This is a genomic window from Kordia antarctica, from assembly GCF_009901525.1.
In the GTDB taxonomy this organism is placed as follows: Bacteria; Bacteroidota; Bacteroidia; order Flavobacteriales; family Flavobacteriaceae; genus Kordia; species Kordia antarctica.
In genome coordinates, this window is record NZ_CP019288.1 from 4,822,451 (window position 1) to 4,841,938 (window position 19,488).

Consider the following 19,488-nt stretch of genomic DNA (forward strand, 5'->3'; position numbering starts at 1 on the left):
ATGAAAAAAATTACATCAAAAATAGGAGTAGCACTAACAGTGGCATTACTATTTTTATTCAGCGCTAATGCACAAAATATTTCTGGAGTAGTAAACTCATACACTACAGTTTCTGCTGTAAGCGGAACAAGTGTAACCGTAGGAAGTAGTGCTGGTCTAGCAATCAATGATCCTGTAATGATTATCCAAATGACAGGTATTAGTGGTGGCGGAAACGCAGCAGGAGTTGACAATGGCGCGGGTAATTACCACTTAGCAAAAATTACGAACATTGCTGGGACTACATTAACGATTGATACGTCAGTTACCAAAACATTTACACCTGGAACGGAAAGAGTACAGCTCGTAAGAATTGCTAAATATACAAGTGATGTAACCGTAGTAGGTGCAGTATCAGCACAACCATGGAATGGAACTACAGGAGGAGTTGTTTATATAGATGCATGTGATAATAATATTACAATGAATGCTAACATAAATGCTTCTGGAGATGGTTTCTTTGGAAGAAATACAACAGCAAGTTTCACTCCAAGTAACTGTGGTGAATCTGCCGCAGCTTTAACTTCACCAGATGATACTTGGGGAACAGATCCTTTGTATTTTGGTGGAGACTTTTCAGACCCAGCACCTTTATCAGGAGGAACAGGACGTGGTGGACACGGAGGCTGTGAAGCAGGACAAGGAGCCCCAGATGGAGGAGCAGGAGTAGGTGGTAATGGAGCAAACTCAACAGACGCAACACTTGGTTCAGGTGGTGGTGGTGGTGGTTATGGTGGTGGTGGTACTAGTGGAGGAGCTGGTACAACTATTTCAGGAACCGCAGCACCAGCTTCAGGAAGTGTGTTTGATACAGCAAGTAACTTACGATTATTCATGGGAGCTGCTGGAGGATCTGAAGCAGAATGGGCACCAGCAACTGGAAACGGTGGGGGAATTGTAATTGTACTTGCTAATAATATAACAACAAACGGATCAAATAGAGATATAGTAAGTGACGGTGACGCAGGACCAAATGCAGGTACATATACTTTTGGAGGTCAATCTTCAAAAGTAACAGGTGGAGCAGGTGGAGCAGGATATATTGTAGTGCAAGCTGCCACTATTAATGCGCAAGTAAGAGCATTTGCACGTGGTGGAGATGCAACAACACAAGCAGGGCCAGCACCAATTTTTACAGAATATGGAGGTCCTGGAGGTGGTGGATTTATTATAAGTACTACTGCAATTACAACTACAGCTGTAAATAGTGGTAATATTTTAACAGGTAACGGAGCCTTAGCTGGTGCAGCAGGTAAAGTAGTTACAGATGCAGGAATTACTACTGCTTTTACAATAGAATGTTCAAATTGTAACATAGCAGATGCAGGAAAAACAAATGAAACGTGTAATAATAATTCAACACGCGTTCGATCAGACGATTACGCAAGTTTTGACTTAAACCCAACAGGAACAGATTTAGTTTCTACGTATACAGTTACGGCTAACAACGGAGGAGTAGTAACACCAGCTACAGGAACATATGGTTCGGCAACAACCTTTAGATTACAGGATGGTTCAGCTAATAACACACTATATACAATTACAATAACTGACAACACAACAGGTACTTGTACAATAACAACATTTGTACAACAAACTAACTGTAATATAGATTATTGTGATCTATCAATTGCAGGAAATGTAGATACTGATTTAGATGGTGTAGCTGATTTTTGTGATGAAGATGATGATAATGATGGAATATTAGATACACAAGAATTTTGTGCAACGGATCCTATCCCATTAAACGTTGATGATGTTATTGAAATTCAAATAGACTTAGATCAGTTTTCAACGGAAACAGGATGGACGCTTTCAAGAAGTGGAACAGCTCTCGCTTCAGTAGCACAAGGAACATACACAACCGGAAATGTAACAGTAACACAATCAATAACCATAACAGAAAACGGGAATCATACGTTTATAATTAATGATAGTTTTGGGGATGGTATACAAGGAAACTCGTACAGAATTATACTAGATGGAGTTACGATAGTGAACCGAACTTTTGGGTCGCCAAGCGATACAACTACGTTCTCGCAATCAGATAATTTCTTAATAAATTCAATTGTAACAGATTCTTTTAGTTGTTTAGCTGATGATCCTGTAGGAGATTCAGATGGAGACGGAATTATAAATTACCAAGATCCAGATTTTTGTACTTTAAATGCAAATGGTGTTTGTACTAATTTAGATACAGATGGTGATGGAACAATAAATACATTTGATCTTGATAGTGATGGAGATGCGTGTTTTGATACACTAGAAGCAGGACATACAGATGGAGATGCTGACGGAATACTTGGAAACTCGCCAGTTACAGTAAATGCTACAAATGGTAGAGTAACCGGACAAGGTGGTTACACAGGAACCAATTTGGCAGTTACAAACTCAGGAAATACTACAGCATGTGCCACGTGTAATTTAACTAATGCCTCTGTATCATCAGTATTTTGTGATGACAATGGAACTCCACTTGATGACACAGATGATACATTTACATTTTACATTAGTCCTAACGGAACTATTTTAGCACCAACATACAGTGTTACGGGAGGTATTACGCGAGCAAACATTTCTTATGATGCACCCGAACAATTTGGACCATTTGCTATTTCCGCAGGAAACATAGTATTTACAATAACAGATGATGCAGACGGATCATGTCAATTAGTAGATGTAACGGTAGCGCCGCCAGCAACCTGTTCAACATCAACAGCTGTTGATACTGACAATGATGGTGTAGTAGATAGTGCTGATATTGATAATGACAACGACGGAATCATTGATGACAACGAAAATGTTTGTGCGTCAAGACCAATAACTTCAAGTCCTTGGACAGGAAGTAACCCATATGCAAACACAGCTGGACCCGTTGGAATTACTTTTGGAAGCACAATTCCAGCAGGCGGAAATGTAGCATACACGCCAAACGGTACAATGACAACAGATCCTTTCTATTCTGATGCCGCTGTTCAAGGTTCAAACTCATTAGAATTTTTATTTGCATGGGATACAACGCCAGAACCATCAAATGCTGCTGCAGATGATGCCGTAACAGGAACAATAACAATTACGTATGCGCAACCTGTTTACAATCCAATTATACACATTGACAGATTAGGAGGAAACAGACAAGTTTCTTCAGGAAACTACATATCAAACTCTTCATTGTGGACACTGCAAAATGCAGATCTTTCAATGGCAAAAATATCAGGGAACAACCAACTAATAGTAAGTTCAAAACAATTCTACCGTGATCCTAACCAAAACTTAGGTAGTGGAACTCCAATAGTGGTTTCAGGAAATGCTGATACAGCAGGATTTGGTACTGCGGCAGGTAGTATTCAAGTATATGGTACAGTAACAACACTAACATTCCAAGTAACAGGAGTAGGTCTTGACGGAAATGGATCAGATGTATTAGAAATGTCTTTCGATGCATGTCCATCAATAGATACGGACGGAGATAACACACCAGATTTCTTAGACACCGATAGTGATAATGATGGTTGTGTTGACGCTATTGAAGGAGCAGCAAATTTCACTGCCGCAGATTTAACTTCTAGTAACAACTTAGCAGATGATGATGAAGGTGCAGTTGGTGCTAATGGAGTTCCTACAAACACAGGAAGTCCACAAGCAACAAATGCAAATGTAACTACAGCTACGCAAGCAGCAATCACAACAGAACCAACTAGTCAATCTACAATTGAAGGTGGAAACGCTACTTTTACAGCGGCTGCAAGTTCACAATCAACAACTACATATGCTTCTGGAACACCAAACTATACAGTTCCTCCAGCAACAGACTCTTCAGCTAACATAGCATACCAATGGCAAGAAAGTACTAACAATGGTACAACTTGGACTAACATCACTGCCGCAGGAACAAATCCAACATATTCAGGATTCACGACGAATTCATTAACGCTAACCAATGTACCAGTTACACATAATGGATATGATTACCAATTAATTGTTACTCATAGCGAAAACGAATGTATACTCATAGACTCACAAGATGCAAACCTTACTGTTATTGTTACTAATGATGTTGATAATGATGGTGTAGATGATAATACCGACTTAGATGATGACAATGATGGTATTTTAGATACTGTTGAGTGTAGTGGTACAACGAGTAACGAGAATTTAGGAGGCTTATTAGCAACAACAGGAACTGGTTTTACTCCAAGATCAGGAGTGGTAAATAATCTAGCCTTTCCTTCTTCTCCAGTTGCACAAGATGGTACATACATATATGCAGATGTTAGAGAGACAGCTGTAGATGCTAATTCGATAGGCGTTACATTTTTTAGGTCGGATCAAGCTGGTGGTATCTTAGGTACTGTAGATGTAGATGCAGATATGGTGTCTCAAACAACCTTGAATAATTCTTTTGTTTCAGCAAATTCATTAGATATCGTAGATTTCGATGCTCAAGTATTTACATTTACAATAGAAACTTGGTCTACTACCGGCTTGTACACTTCACCATCTGATATTGTGCTAGTTCAAATTGGAGGAACAGGAACTTTATCTCCAGTCACAGATTTAGGTGGTGGAGTGTTTCAATATACTATTTCAGGAGCAGAAAATCATAATTCTAGAGTTAATTTGTCTTCAGCTTCTGGCGAACTTATAAAGAGATATAGATTTATAAAACAAGACATTCAAGTTTATTCAGGAGAAAGACTTGCGTTTACTTTTACTAATCAAATTACAACTTGTGTAGATACAGATGGTGATAATACTCCAGATTATTTAGATACAGACAGCGATAATGATGGTTGTGTAGATGCTATTGAAGGAGCGGCAAATTTCACTGCTGCAGATTTAACTTCTAGTAACAATTTAGCAGATGCTGATGAAGGTGCTGTTGATGCTAATGGAGTTCCTACAAATACAGGAAGCCCACAAGCAACAAATGCAAATGTAACTACAGCTACGCAAGCAGCAATCACAACAGAACCAACTAGTCAAACGACAGGTGTAGGTGGAAACGCTACTTTTACAGCGGCTGCAAGTTCACAATCAACAACTACATATGCTTCTGGAACACCAAACTATACAGTTCCTCCAGCAACAGACTCTTCAGCTAACATAGCATACCAATGGCAAGAAAGTACTAACAATGGTACAACTTGGACTAACATCACTGCCGCAGGAACAAATCCAACATATTCAGGATTCAACACAAACACACTAACTTTAACAAATATACCTAGTACTTACAACGGATATGATTATCAACTAATCGTTACTCATAGTGAAAACTCATGTATATTAATAGACTCACAAGATGCAAATTTAACTGTTAATCCAGCCTTTACAGTCGGAGATGTAACGCTTGCAGAAAACGCTGGACCAGCAAGTGTACCAGTAAGTATCGCAAATCCAAGTAGTGTAGATACAGTTGTATCGATTACTACTGTAGATAACACAGCGGTTAATCCAGCGGATTATACAACCACGACAGTAACTGCAACAATTCCAGCAGGACAAACCACTGTAAGCGTATCAATTCCAATTACGGATGATTTAGTTGGAGAACCAACTGAAAACTTTACAGTTAACGGAACAGTTGTAAGTGGAAATACATCAAACGCAACAGATAGCGGAACAGTAACCATTACAGATAATGACACGCCAGCCTTTACAGTTGGAGATGTTACCCTAGCTGAAACAGCAGGACCAGCAAGTATTCCAGTGAGTATCGCAAATCCAAGTTCAGTAGATACTGTTGTAAGTATCACTACTGTAGATAATACCGCCGTTAATCCAGCGGATTACTCGTCAACAACAGTTACTGCAACAATCCCAGCAGGACAAACCACTGTGAACGTAAGTATTCCAATCACAGATGATTTAGTAGGAGAACCAACGGAAAACTTTACAGTTAACGGAAACGTTGTAAGTGGAAACACGAGCAATGCAACAGATAGCGGAACAGTAACAATTACTGATAATGACACACCAGCATTCACAGTTGGAGATGTAACGCTTGCAGAAAACGCAGGACCAGCAAGTGTCCCAGTAAGTATCGCAAACCCAAGTAGTGTAGATACCGTAGTAAGTATCACTACAGTAGATAACACAGCGGTTAATCCAGCGGATTACTCGACCACGACAGTTACTGCAACAATCCCAGCAGGACAAACAACAGTTAATGTATCAATTCCAATCACAGATGATTTAGTAGGAGAACCAACGGAAGACTTCAGTGTAAACGGAAGCGTAGTTAGTGGAAATACATCAAACGCAACAGATAGCGGAACAGTAACCATTACAGATAATGACACGCCAGCCTTTACAGTTGGAGATGTTACCCTAGCTGAAACAGCAGGACCAGCAAGTATTCCAGTGAGTATCGCAAATCCAAGTTCAGTAGATACTGTTGTAAGTATCACTACTGTAGATAATACCGCCGTTAATCCAGCGGATTACTCGTCAACAACAGTTACTGCAACAATCCCAGCAGGACAAACCACTGTGAACGTAAGTATTCCAATCACAGATGATTTAGTAGGAGAACCAACGGAAAACTTTACAGTTAACGGAAACGTTGTAAGTGGAAACACGAGCAATGCAACAGATAGCGGAACAGTAACAATTACTGATAATGACACACCAGCATTCACAGTTGGAGATGTAACGCTTGCAGAAAACGCAGGACCAGCAAGTGTCCCAGTAAGTATCGCAAACCCAAGTAGTGTAGATACCGTAGTAAGTATCACTACAGTAGATAACACAGCGGTTAATCCAGCGGATTATACGACCACGACAGTTACTGCAACAATCCCAGCAGGACAAACAACAGTTAATGTATCAATTCCAATCACAGATGATTTAGTAGGAGAACCAACGGAAGACTTCAGTGTAAACGGAAGCGTAGTTAGTGGAAACACATCAAACGCAACAGATAGCGGAACAGTAACCATTACAGACAATGACACACCAGCGTTCGTTGTAGGTGATGTAACGATCGCAGAAAACGCAGGGCCAGCAAGTGTACCAGTAAGTATCGCAAACCCAAGTAGTGTAGATACGGTTGTATCAATCACTACAGTAGATAACACAGCGGTTAATCCAGCGGATTACTCGACCACAACAGTTACTGCAACAATCCCAGCAGGACAAACAACAGTTAATGTTAGTATTCCAATTACGGACGATTTAGTAGGAGAACCAACGGAAAACTTTACAGTTAACGGAAACGTTGTAAGTGGAAACACGAGCAATACAACAGATAGTGGAACAGTAACCATTACTGATAATGACACACCAGCCTTTACAGTTGGAGATGTTACCCTAGCTGAGACAGCTGGACCAGCAAGTATTCCAGTGAGTATCGCAAATCCAAGTTCAGTAGATACTGTTGTAAGTATCACTACTGTAGATAATACAGCGGTTAATCCAGCGGATTATACAACAACAACGGTCACTGCAACAATCCCAGCAGGACAAACCACCGTTAATGTATCTATTCCAATTACAGATGATTTAGTTGGAGAACCAACAGAAAACTTTACAGTTAACGGAACAGTTGTAAGTGGAAATACATCAAACGCAACAGATAGTGGAACAGTAACAATCACTGATAATGACACACCAGTCTTTACAGTTGGAGATGTTACCCTAGCTGAGACAGCTGGACCAGCAAGTGTACCAGTAAGTATCGCAAATCCAAGTAGTGTAGATACAGTTGTATCAATCACTACTGTAGATAATACAGCGGTTAATCCAGCGGATTATACAACCACGACAGTCACTGCTACGATTCCAGCAGGACAAACGACAGTAAACGTATCAATTCCAATTACGGATGATTTAGTTGGAGAACCAACAGAAAACTTTAGTGTAAACGGAAGCGTAGTTAGTGGAAACACCTCAAATGCAACCGATAGCGGAACAGTAACCATTACAGATAACGACACGCCAGCCTTTACAGTTGGAGATGTTACCCTAGCTGAAACTGCAGGACCAGCAAGTGTTCCAGTAAGTATCGCAAACCCAAGTAGTGTAGATACAGTTGTATCAATCACTACTGTAGATAATACTGCGGTTAATCCAGCGGATTACTCGACCACGACAGTCACTGCTACGATTCCAGCAGGACAAACGACAGTAAACGTATCCATTCCAATAACAGATGATTTAGTTGGAGAACCAACGGAAGACTTCAGTGTAAACGGAAGCGTAGTAAGTGGAAACACGAGTAACGCAACCGATAGCGGAACAGTAACAATCACTGATAACGACACGCCAGCCTTTACAGTTGGAGATATAACGCTAGCTGAAACTGCAGGACCAGCAAGTGTTCCAGTAAGTATCGCAAATCCAAGTAGTGTAGATACTGTTGTATCGATCACTACAGTAGATAACTCAGCGACAGATCCAAATGATTACTCGACCACGACAGTCACTGCAACAATCCCAGCGGGACAGACAACAGTTAATGTTAGTATTCCAATCACAGATGATTTAGTTGGAGAACCAACGGAAGACTTCAGTGTAAACGGAAGCGTAGTTAGTGGAAACACGAGCAATACAACAGATAGCGGAACAGTAACCATTACTGATAACGACACACCAGCCTTTACAGTTGGAGATGTTACCCTAGCTGAAACAGCAGGACCAGCAAGTGTTCCAGTAAGTATCGCAAACCCAAGTAGTGTAGATACGGTAGTTTCAATCACTACTGTAGATAATACAGCGACTGATCCTAATGATTATACGACCACAACAGTTACTGCAACAATTCCAGCAGGACAAACGACAGTAAATGTAAGTATTCCAATTACCGATGATTTAGTTGGAGAACCAACCGAAAACTTCAGTGTAAACGGAAGTGTAGTAAGTGGAAACACGAGCAATGCAACAGATAACGGAACAGTAACAATCACCGATAACGACACACCAGCATTCACAGTTGGAGATGTGACGCTTGCAGAAAACGCAGGACCAGCAAGTGTTCCAGTTAGCATTGCTAATCCAAGTTCAGTAGATACTGTTGTAAGTATCACTACTGTAGATAATACTGCGGTTAATCCAGCGGATTACTCGACCACGACAGTTACTGCAACAATCCCAGCAGGACAAACCACCGTAAACGTATCAATTCCAATCACGGATGATTTAGTTGGAGAGCCAACGGAAAATCTTACAGTTAATGGAACAGTAGTAAGTGGAAACACAAGTAACACAACAGACAGCGGAACAGTAACAATCACAGATAACGACACACCAGCTTTCACAGTTGGAGATGTGACGCTTGCAGAAAACGCAGGACCAGCAAGTGTTCCAGTTAGCATTGCTAATCCAAGTTCAGTAGATACTGTTGTAAGTATCACTACTGTAGATAACACAGCGGTTAATCCAGCGGATTACTCGACCACGACAGTAACTGCTACGATTCCAGCAGGACAAACAACAGTTAATGTATCAATTCCAATCACAGATGATTTAGTAGGAGAACCAACAGAAAACTTTACAGTTAACGGAAACGTTGTAAGTGGAAACACGAGCAACACAACAGATAGCGGAACAGTAACCATCACAGATAACGACACGCCAGCCTTTACAGTAGGTGATGTAACCATCGCAGAAAATGGCGGTAGCGCATCAGTTCCAGTAAGTATTGACAATCCAAGTTCAGTAGATACGGTTGTAAGTATTACCACGGTTGATAACAGTGCAACAGATCCAAATGATTACTCGACCACGACAGTTACTGCAACAATCCCAGCAGGACAAACAACAGTGAATGTATCAATTCCAATTACGGATGATTTAGTTGGAGAACCAACGGAAAACTTTACAGTCAATGGAAGCGTAGTTAGTGGAAACACGAGCAATGCAACAGATAGCGGAACAGTAACCATTACAGACAACGACACGCCGGCCTTTACAGTAGGTGATGTAACAATCGCAGAAAACGGCGGAAGCGCATCAGTTCCAGTAAGTATTGACAATCCAAGTTCAGTAGATACAGTAGTGAGTATTACCACGGTTGATAACTCTGCAACTGATCCAAATGATTACTCGACCACAACAGTCACTGCAACAATCCCAGCAGGACAAACGACCGTGAACGTTAGTATTCCAATCACAGATGATTTAGTTGGAGAACCAACAGAAGACTTTAGTGTAAACGGAAGCGTAGTTAGTGGAAACACTTCAAACACAACAGATAGCGGAACAGTAACCATCACAGACAACGACACACCAGCCTTTACAGTTGGAGATGTAACGATCGCAGAAAACGGCGGAAGTGCATCAGTACCAGTAAGTATTGACAATCCAAGTTCAGTAGATACGGTTGTAAGTATCACTACAGTAGATAACACAGCGGTTAATCCAGCGGATTACTCGACCACGACAGTTACTGCTACGATTCCAGCAGGACAAACAACAGTTAATGTAAGTATTCCAATCATCGATGATTTAGTTGGAGAACCAACGGAAAACTTTAGTGTAAACGGAAGTGTAGTAAGTGGAAACACAAGCAACGCAACAGACAGCGGAACAGTAACCATTACAGATAACGACACACCAGCATTTACAGTTGGAGATGTAACGATCGCAGAAAATGGCGGAAGCGCATCAGTTCCAGTAAGTATTGACAATCCAAGTTCAGTAGATACGGTTGTATCAATCACTACTGTAGATAATACTGCGGTTAATCCAGCGGATTACTCGACAACGACCGTTACTGCTACGATTCCAGCAGGACAAACAACAGTTAATGTTAGTATTCCAATTACGGATGATTTAGTAGGAGAACCAACAGAAGACTTTAGTGTAAACGGAAGCGTAGTTAGTGGAAATACATCAAATGCAACCGACAGCGGAACAGTAACCATTACAGATAATGATACACCAGCATTCACAGTAGGTGATGTAACGCTCGCAGAAAACGCTGGACCAGCAAGTGTACCAGTTAGTATCGCAAATCCAAGTAGTGTAGATACGGTTGTATCAATCACTACAGTAGATAACACTGCGGTTAATCCAGCGGATTACTCGACCACAACAGTTACTGCAACAATCCCAGCAGGACAAACCACCGTGAATGTTAGTATTCCAATTACGGATGATTTAGTAGGAGAACCAACTGAAAACTTTACAGTTAACGGAACAGTTGTAAGTGGAAATACATCAAATGCAACAGACAGCGGAACAGTAACCATTACAGATAATGACACGCCAGCATTCACAGTTGGAGATGTAACGCTTTTAGAAAACGCAGGACCAGCAAGTGTTCCAGTAAGTATCGCAAACCCAAGTAGTGTAGATACCGTAGTAAGTATCACTACAGTAGATAACACAGCGGTTAATCCAGCGGATTACTCGACAACGACAGTTACTGCAACGATTCCAGCAGGACAAACGACCGTGAACGTTAGTATTCCAATCACGGATGATTTAGTAGGAGAACCAACAGAAAACTTTACAGTTAACGGAAACGTTGTAAGTGGAAACACGAGCAATGCAACAGATAGCGGAACAGTAACTATTACAGATAACGATACACCAGCATTCACAGTTGGAGATGTAACGCTTGCAGAAAACGCAGGACCAGCAAGTGTACCAGTAAGTATCGCAAACCCAAGTAGTGTAGATACGGTTGTATCGATTACTACAGTAGATAACACTGCGGTTAATCCAGCGGATTACACAACAACGACAGTAACTGCTACGATTCCAGCAGGACAAACAACAGTGAATGTATCAATTCCAATCACAGATGATTTAGTAGGAGAACCAACAGAAAACTTTACAGTTAACGGAAACGTTGTAAGTGGAAACACGAGCAATACAACAGATAGCGGAACGGTAACAATTACAGATAATGACACGCCAGCCTTTACAGTCGGAGATGTAACGCTTGCAGAAAACGCAGGACCAGCAAGTGTCCCAGTAAGTATCGCAAACCCAAGTAGTGTAGATACGGTTGTATCGATTACTACAGTAGATAACACTGCGGTTAATCCAGCGGATTACTCGACCACGACAGTTACTGCAACCATTCCAGCGGGACAAACCACAGTTAATGTATCAATTCCAATCACAGATGATTTAGTAGGAGAACCAACGGAAAACTTTACAGTTAACGGAAACGTAGTAAGTGGAAACACATCAAACGCAACAGATAGCGGAACAGTAACAATTACAGATAATGACACGCCAGCCTTTACAGTAGGTGATGTAACCATCGCAGAAAACGCTGGACCAGCAAGTGTACCAGTTAGTATCGCAAACCCAAGTAGTGTAGATACAGTAGTATCCATCACTACTGTAGATAACACAGCGGTTAATCCAGCGGATTACTCGACAACGACAGTTACTGCAACGATTCCAGCAGGACAAACGAGCGTGAATGTTAGTATTCCAATCACAGATGACATCGTTGGAGAACCAACGGAAGACTTCAGTGTAAACGGAAGCGTAGTTAGTGGAAACACATCAAACGCAACAGATAGCGGAACGGTAACAATTACAGATAATGATACGCCAGCGTTTACTGTTGGAGATGTAACCATCGCAGAAAACGCAGGACCAGCAAGTGTCCCAGTAAGTATCGCAAATCCAAGTAGTGTAGATACTGTTGTATCGATCACTACAGTAGATAACTCAGCGACAGATCCAAATGATTACTCGACCACAACAGTAACTGCAACAATCCCAGCAGGACAAACAACAGTGAATGTATCAATTCCAATCACAGATGATTTAGTAGGAGAACCAACGGAAGACTTCAGTGTAAACGGAAGCGTAGTTAGTGGAAACACATCAAACACCACAGATAGCGGAACAGTAACCATTACAGACAATGACACACCAGCGTTCGTTGTAGGTGATGTAACGATCGCAGAAAACGCTGGACAAGCATCAGTACCAGTTAGCATAGCAAACCCAAGTAGTGTAGATACAGTAGTATCCATCACTACTGTAGATAACACAGCGGTTAATCCAGCGGATTACTCGACCACAACGGTTACTGCAACAATCCCAGCAGGACAAACAACAGTTAATGTTAGTATTCCAATTACGGATGATTTAGTAGGAGAACCAACTGAAAACTTTACAGTTAACGGAACAGTTGTAAGTGGAAATACATCAAATGCAACCGACAGCGGAACAGTAACCATTACAGATAACGACACGCCAGCCTTTACAGTAGGTGATGTAACGCTTGCAGAAAACGCTGGACCAGCAAGTGTACCAGTAAGTATCGCAAATCCAAGTAGTGTAGATACTGTTGTATCGATCACTACTGTAGATAACTCAGCGACAGATCCAAATGATTACTCGACCACGACAGTAACTGCAACAATCCCAGCAGGACAAACAACAGTAAACGTAAGTATTCCAATCACAGATGATTTAGTAGGAGAACCAACGGAAAACTTTACAGTCAATGGAAGCGTAGTAAGTGGAAACACATCAAACGCAACAGATAGCGGAACAGTAACAATTACAGATAACGACACGCCAGCCTTTACAGTAGGTGATGTAACCATCGCAGAAAACGCTGGACCAGCAAGTGTACCAGTTAGTATCGCAAACCCAAGTAGTGTAGATACCGTAGTAAGTATCACTACAGTAGATAACACAGCGGTTAATCCAGCGGATTACTCGACAACGACCGTTACTGCAACAATCCCAGCAGGACAAACAACAGTAAACGTAAGTATTCCAATTACCGATGATTTAGTAGGAGAACCAACGGAAAACTTTACAGTTAACGGAAACGTTGTAAGTGGAAACACATCAAACACAACAGATAGCGGAACAGTAACCATTACAGATAACGACACACCAGCCTTTACAGTAGGTGATGTAACGCTTGCAGAAAACGCTGGACCAGCAAGTGTACCAGTAAGTATCGCAAATCCAAGTAGTGTAGATACTGTTGTATCGATTACTACAGTAGATAATACTGCGGTTAATCCAGCGGATTACTCGACCACGACAGTTACTGCAACAATCCCAGCAGGACAAACCACCGTAAACGTATCAATTCCAATCACGGATGATTTAGTTGGAGAGCCAACGGAAAATCTTACAGTTAATGGAACAGTAGTAAGTGGAAACACAAGTAATACAACAGACAGCGGAACAGTAACAATCACAGATAATGACACACCAGCTTTCACAGTTGGAGATGTGACGCTTGCAGAAAACGCAGGACCAGCAAGTGTTCCAGTTAGCATTGCTAATCCAAGTTCAGTAGATACTGTTGTAAGTATCACTACTGTAGATAACACAGCGGTTAATCCAGCGGATTACTCGACCACGACAGTAACTGCTACGATTCCAGCAGGACAAACAACAGTTAATGTATCAATTCCAATCACAGATGATTTAGTAGGAGAACCAACAGAAAACTTTACAGTTAACGGAAACGTTGTAAGTGGAAACACATCAAACACAACAGATAGCGGAACAGTAACCATCACAGATAACGACACGCCAGCCTTTACAGTAGGTGATGTAACCATCGCAGAAAATGGCGGTAGCGCATCAGTTCCAGTAAGTATTGACAATCCAAGTTCAGTAGATACGGTAGTGAGTATCACTACAGTAGATAACTCAGCGACAGATCCAGCGGATTACTCGTCAACAACAGTTACTGCAACAATCCCAGCAGGACAAACCACCGTGAATGTATCAATTCCAATCACAGATGATTTAGTTGGAGAACCAACAGAAGACTTCAGTGTAAACGGAAGTGTAGTAAGTGGAAACACGAGCAATGCAACAGATAGCGGAACAGTAACCATTACAGACAACGACACGCCGGCCTTTACAGTAGGTGATGTAACAATCGCAGAAAACGGCGGAAGCGCATCAGTTCCAGTAAGTATTGACAATCCAAGTTCAGTAGATACAGTAGTGAGTATTACCACGGTTGATAACTCTGCAACTGATCCAAATGATTACTCGACCACAACAGTCACTGCAACAATCCCAGCAGGACAAACGACCGTGAACGTTAGTATTCCAATCACAGATGATTTAGTTGGAGAACCAACAGAAGACTTTAGTGTAAACGGAAGCGTAGTTAGTGGAAACACTTCAAACACAACAGATAGCGGAACAGTAACCATCACAGACAACGACACACCAGCCTTTACAGTTGGAGATGTAACGATCGCAGAAAACGGCGGAAGTGCATCAGTACCAGTAAGTATTGACAATCCAAGTTCAGTAGATACGGTTGTAAGTATCACTACAGTAGATAACACAGCGGTTAATCCAGCGGATTACTCGACCACGACAGTTACTGCAACAATTCCAGCAGGACAAACAACAGTGAATGTATCAATTCCAATCACAGATGATTTAGTTGGAGAACCAACAGAAAACTTTACAGTTAACGGAAGCGTAGTTAGTGGAAACACTTCAAACGCAACAGATAGCGGAACAGTAACCATCACAGATAATGACACACCAGCCTTTACAGTAGGTGATGTAACGATCGCAGAAAATGGCGGATCGGCATCAGTTCCTGTGAGTATTGACAATCCAAGTAGTGTAGATACAGTTGTATCGATCACTACTGTAGATAACACTGCGGTTAATCCAGCGGATTACTCGTCAACAACAGTTACTGCAACAATCCCAGCAGGACAAACAACTGTGAACGTATCAATTCCAATTACAGATGATTTAGTTGGGGAACCAACGGAAGACTTCAGTGTAAACGGAAGCGTAGTAAGTGGAAACACGAGCAATACAACAGATAGCGGAACAGTAACAATTACAGATAATGATACGCCAGCCTTTACTGTTGGAGATGTAACAATCGCAGAAAATGGCGGTAGTGCATCAGTTCCAGTAAGTATTGACAATCCAAGTTCAGTAGATACGGTAGTAAGTATCACTACAGTAGATAACTCAGCGACTGATCCAAATGATTACTCGACCACTACAGTAACTGCAACAATCCCAGCAGGACAAACAACAGTGAATGTATCAATTCCAATCACAGATGATTTAGTAGGAGAACCAACAGAAAACTTTACAGTTAACGGAAACGTTGTAAGTGGAAACACGAGCAATACAACAGATAGCGGAACGGTAACAATTACAGATAATGACACGCCAGCCTTTACAGTCGGAGATGTAACGCTTGCAGAAAACGCAGGACCAGCAAGTGTCCCAGTAAGTATCGCAAACCCAAGTAGTGTAGATACGGTTGTATCGATTACTACAGTAGATAACACTGCGGTTAATCCAGCGGATTACTCGACCACGACAGTTACTGCAACCATTCCAGCGGGACAAACCACAGTTAATGTATCAATTCCAATCACAGATGATTTAGTAGGAGAACCAACGGAAAACTTTACAGTTAACGGAAACGTAGTAAGTGGAAACACATCAAACGCAACAGATAGCGGAACAGTAACAATTACAGATAATGACACGCCAGCCTTTACAGTAGGTGATGTAACCATCGCAGAAAACGCTGGACCAGCAAGTGTACCAGTTAGTATCGCAAACCCAAGTAGTGTAGATACAGTAGTATCCATCACTACTGTAGATAACACAGCGGTTAATCCAGCGGATTACTCGACAACGACAGTTACTGCAACGATTCCAGCAGGACAAACGAGCGTGAATGTTAGTATTCCAATCACAGATGACATCGTTGGAGAACCAACGGAAGACTTCAGTGTAAACGGAAGCGTAGTTAGTGGAAACACATCAAACGCAACAGATAGCGGAACGGTAACAATTACAGATAATGATACGCCAGCGTTTACTGTTGGAGATGTAACCATCGCAGAAAACGCAGGACCAGCAAGTGTCCCAGTAAGTATCGCAAATCCAAGTAGTGTAGATACTGTTGTATCGATCACTACAGTAGATAACTCAGCGACAGATCCAAATGATTACTCGACCACAACAGTAACTGCAACAATCCCAGCAGGACAAACAACAGTGAATGTATCAATTCCAATCACAGATGATTTAGTTGGGGAACCAACGGAAGACTTCAGTGTAAACGGAAACGTTGTAAGTGGAAACACGAGCAATACAACAGATAGCGGAACAGTAACCATCACAGATAATGACACACCAGCCTTTACAGTAGGTGATGTAACGATCGCAGAAAATGGCGGAAGCGCATCAGTTCCTGTGAGTATTGACAATCCAAGTAGTGTAGATACGGTTGTAAGTATCACCACGGTTGATAACAGTGCAACAGATCCAAATGATTACTCGACCACAACAGTAACTGCAACAATCCCAGCAGGACAAACGACCGTGAACGTTAGTATTCCAATTACAGATGATTTAGTTGGAGAACCAACAGAAGACTTTAGTGTAAACGGAAGCGTAGTTAGTGGAAACACCTCAAACGCAACAGATAGCGGAACGGTAACAATTACAGATAATGACACGCCAGCCTTTACAGTCGGAGATGTTACCCTGGCAGAAAACGCAGGGCCAGCAAGTGTTCCAGTAAGTATCGCAAACCCAAGTAGTGTAGATACCGTTGTAAGTATCACTACAGTAGATAACACAGCGACAGATCCAAATGATTACTCGACCACGACAGTCACTGCTACGATTCCAGCAGGACAAACAACAGTTAATGTAAGTATTCCAATCATCGATGATTTAGTTGGAGAACCAACAGAAAACTTTAGTGTAAACGGAAGCGTAGTAAGTGGAAACACATCAAACACCACAGATAGCGGAACAGTAACAATTACAGATAATGACACACCAGCATTTACAGTTGGAGATGTAACCATCGCAGAAAATGGCGGAAGCGCATCAGTTCCAGTAAGTATTGACAATCCAAGTTCAGTAGATACGGTTGTAAGTATCACTACAGTAGATAACTCAGCGACAGATCCAGCGGATTACTCGACCACAACGGTTACTGCAACAATCCCAGCAGGACAAACGACTGTGAACGTTAGTATTCCAATCACGGATGATTTAGTTGGAGAACCAACAGAAAACTTTAGTGTAAACGGAAGCGTAGTAAGTGGAAACACGAGCAATGCAACAGATAGCGGAACAGTAACCATTACAGATAACGACACACCAGTAATAGTAATAGGTAATTTAACAGTAACTGAATCAGTAGGTACGGCAAATGTTCCTGTCAGCATCAGCAATCCAAGCTCAGTAGATACGGTAGTTAGTATCACTACAGTAGATAACACAGCGGTTAATCCAAATGATTATACTAGCACTACTGTAACTGTAACAATTCCAGCGGGTCAAACAAGCGTTAATGTTAGTATTCCAATTGTCGCTGATCTTACAGGAGAACCAACTGAAGATTTCACAGTTAATGGAACTGTAACAAGTGGTAACACAAATAATACAGATCCAAGTGGAACAGTAACAATCACAGATGCTAATACACCAGCGTTCGTTGTAGGTGATGTAACGATCGCAGAAAACGCTGGACAAGCATCAGTACCAGTTAGCATAGCAAATCCAAGTAGTGTAGATACAGTAGTATCCATCACTACAGTAGATAACACAGCGGTTAATCCAGCGGATTACTCGACCACAACAGTCACTGCAACAATCCCAGCAGGACAAACGACAGTTAATGTATCCATTCCGATCACAGATGATTTAATTGGAGAACCAACAGAGAACTTTACAGTTAACGGAAACGTTGTAAGTGGAAACACTTCAAACGCAACAGATAGCGGAACAGTAACCATCACTGATAATGACACACCAGCTTTTACAGTTGGAGATGTAACGATCGCAGAAAATGGCGGAAGCGCATCAGTTCCTGTGAGTATTGACAATCCAAGTTCAGTAGATACAGTAGTGAGTATCACTACAGTAGATAACTCAGCGGTTAATCCAGCGGATTACTCGTCAACAACAGTAACTGCAACAATTCCAGCAGGACAAACAACAGTGAATGTAAGTATTCCAATCACAGATGATTTAGTAGGAGAACCAACGGAAAACTTTACAGTTAACGGAAACGTAGTAAGTGGAAACACAAGCAACACCACAGATAGCGGAACAGTAACCATCACAGATAACGACACACCAGCGTTCGTTGTAGGTGATGTAACCATCGCAGAAAATGGCGGATCGGCATCAGTTCCAGTAAGTATTGACAATCCAAGTTCAGTAGATACAGTTGTATCGATTACTACAGTAGATAACTCAGCGACTGATCCAGCGGATTATACGACCACAACAGTCACTGCAACAATTCCAGCAGGACAAACGACCGTGAATGTATCAATTCCAATTACCGATGATTTAGTTGGAGAACCAACGGAAGACTTCAGTGTAAACGGAAGCGTAGTTAGTGGAAACACGAGCAACACAACAGATAGCGGAACAGTAACCATTACAGATAACGACACACCAGCGTTCGTTATAGGAGATGTAACAATCGCAGAAAATGGCGGTAGCGCATCAGTTCCAGTA

1 protein-coding gene (running past one end of the window) is annotated in these 19,488 nt (G+C 41.6%); it reads left to right on the forward strand.

Annotated features, from left to right (window positions below; translation table 11 throughout):
* Positions 1 to 19,488, forward strand: partial view of a Calx-beta domain-containing protein gene (locus IMCC3317_RS23725; protein WP_160131297.1) — the 5' portion only. Its footprint extends 31,347 nt past the window's final position; the window shows 19,488 of its 50,835 coding nt (coding positions 1-19,488); the start codon lies at positions 1 to 3; the stop codon falls past the right edge of the window.